Source organism: Celeribacter marinus (genome assembly GCF_965656515.1).
Lineage (GTDB): Bacteria > Pseudomonadota > Alphaproteobacteria > Rhodobacterales > Rhodobacteraceae > Celeribacter > Celeribacter marinus_D.
On the sequence record NZ_CBFHKW010000117.1, the window covers coordinates 1 to 1358 of the forward strand.

Here is a 1358-nt window from a genome sequence, read left to right on the forward strand (position 1 = left end):
TGATGAAGGAACAGGGGTACGGCGCGGGATATGCCTATGATCATGACGCCGAAGACGGGTTTTCAGGGCAAAACTTCTTTCCCGAAACATTGCCGCGTACGCAGTTCTATCATCCGGTGGAGCGTGGATTTGAACGCGAGTTGGCCAAGCGGGTGAGCTATTTTCAAAAGTTACGCACGCAGCGCGAGAGTTGACATCCTGCGCCGCGCGACCCAAGACGGGCGAGAAAGGATCCTGACCCATGACACCGCTTATTCAAGTTGCCATAGGAGGCGCAATTGGCGCTTCGGCCCGCTATTTGACGGGTGTTGGCATCGCGCGCGTGTTGGGTAAAGGATTCCCATGGGGAACGCTCACGGTCAACTTTGTTGGGTCTGTCTTGATGGGAGTGATCATCGTTGTTCTTGCCCATGAAAATGGCAACAAGTTTGCACCGTTCATCATGACGGGCGTTCTTGGTGGCTTCACGACTTATTCGGCGTTTTCGCTAGACGCGATTACGATATTCGAGCGCGGCGAGATCGGGTTGGCAGCGGCCTATGTGATCGGAACGCTTGTGCTCGCCCTTGGGGGAATTGCCCTCGGCCTTTACGCTGCACGGAGTTTTTACGCATGAGCCGTGTCCAAACCATCATTATTGATAACGATCAACCAGAGCAGCGCCTTGACCGGTGGATGCGCAAAGTCTTTCCGCAGGTCAAACAGGGCCAGATTGAAAAGATGTGCCGTAAGGGTGATCTGCGCGTCGACGGAAGCAAGGCGAAGTCAAACACGCGTGTCGGTCCCGGAACTGAAATCCGTATTCCGCCTTTGCCCGACACCAACGTGACCTACGCCAAGGAAACCACGCGCGTCTCGGAAAAAGATGCTCAGTTGATGCGCGATTGCGTGATCTATAAAGATGCGCACCTCATCGTGATCAACAAGCCGGCGGGTCTGCCGACGCAGGGCGGGTCAAATCAGACTCGCCATGTCGATGGTCTTTGTGTTGCACTCCAAGAGGATTTTGCAGAAAAGCCGCGTCTTGTTCATCGTCTGGACAAGGATACGTCCGGCGTCTTGGTTCTGGCGCGGACACCGGCAATGGCTAGTAAAATGACGGAGGCGTTTCGCCACCGCAATACGCGTAAAATCTATTGGGCGCTCGTGGCAGGTGTCCCTACGCCTTATCTGGGTGAAATCAAATACGGTTTGGTCAAAGCACGCGGACGCGGCAAAGGTGGCGAGGGCGAAAAGATGATCGCTGTCCACCCGCGCGAGATCGATAGTACAGAGGGCGCAAAGCGCGCACATACGCTTTACGCCACGCTCTACCGTGTGGCCTCGCGGGCCTCTTGGGTTGCGATGGAGCCGATTAC

2 protein-coding genes and 1 pseudogene are annotated in these 1358 nt (G+C 55.6%); all 3 read left to right on the forward strand.

Translation table 11 applies throughout. The features are described from left to right. Nucleotides 1–194 (forward strand): annotated as a pseudogene (locus ACTG34_RS13730) (replication-associated recombination protein A); the annotation flags it as partial. Nucleotides 195–241: 47 nt separating this feature from the next. Further along, the gene (crcB, locus tag ACTG34_RS13735; RefSeq protein ID WP_439105428.1) at nucleotides 242–616 is read left to right on the forward strand and encodes a fluoride efflux transporter CrcB; all 375 of its coding nucleotides are present in this window, start codon (nucleotides 242–244) and stop codon (nucleotides 614–616) included. Next, on the forward strand, nucleotides 613–1358 hold a 746-nt coding region (locus ACTG34_RS13740; protein WP_439105429.1), incomplete at its 3' end, for an RluA family pseudouridine synthase. The genes crcB and ACTG34_RS13740, both read left to right, overlap by 4 nt.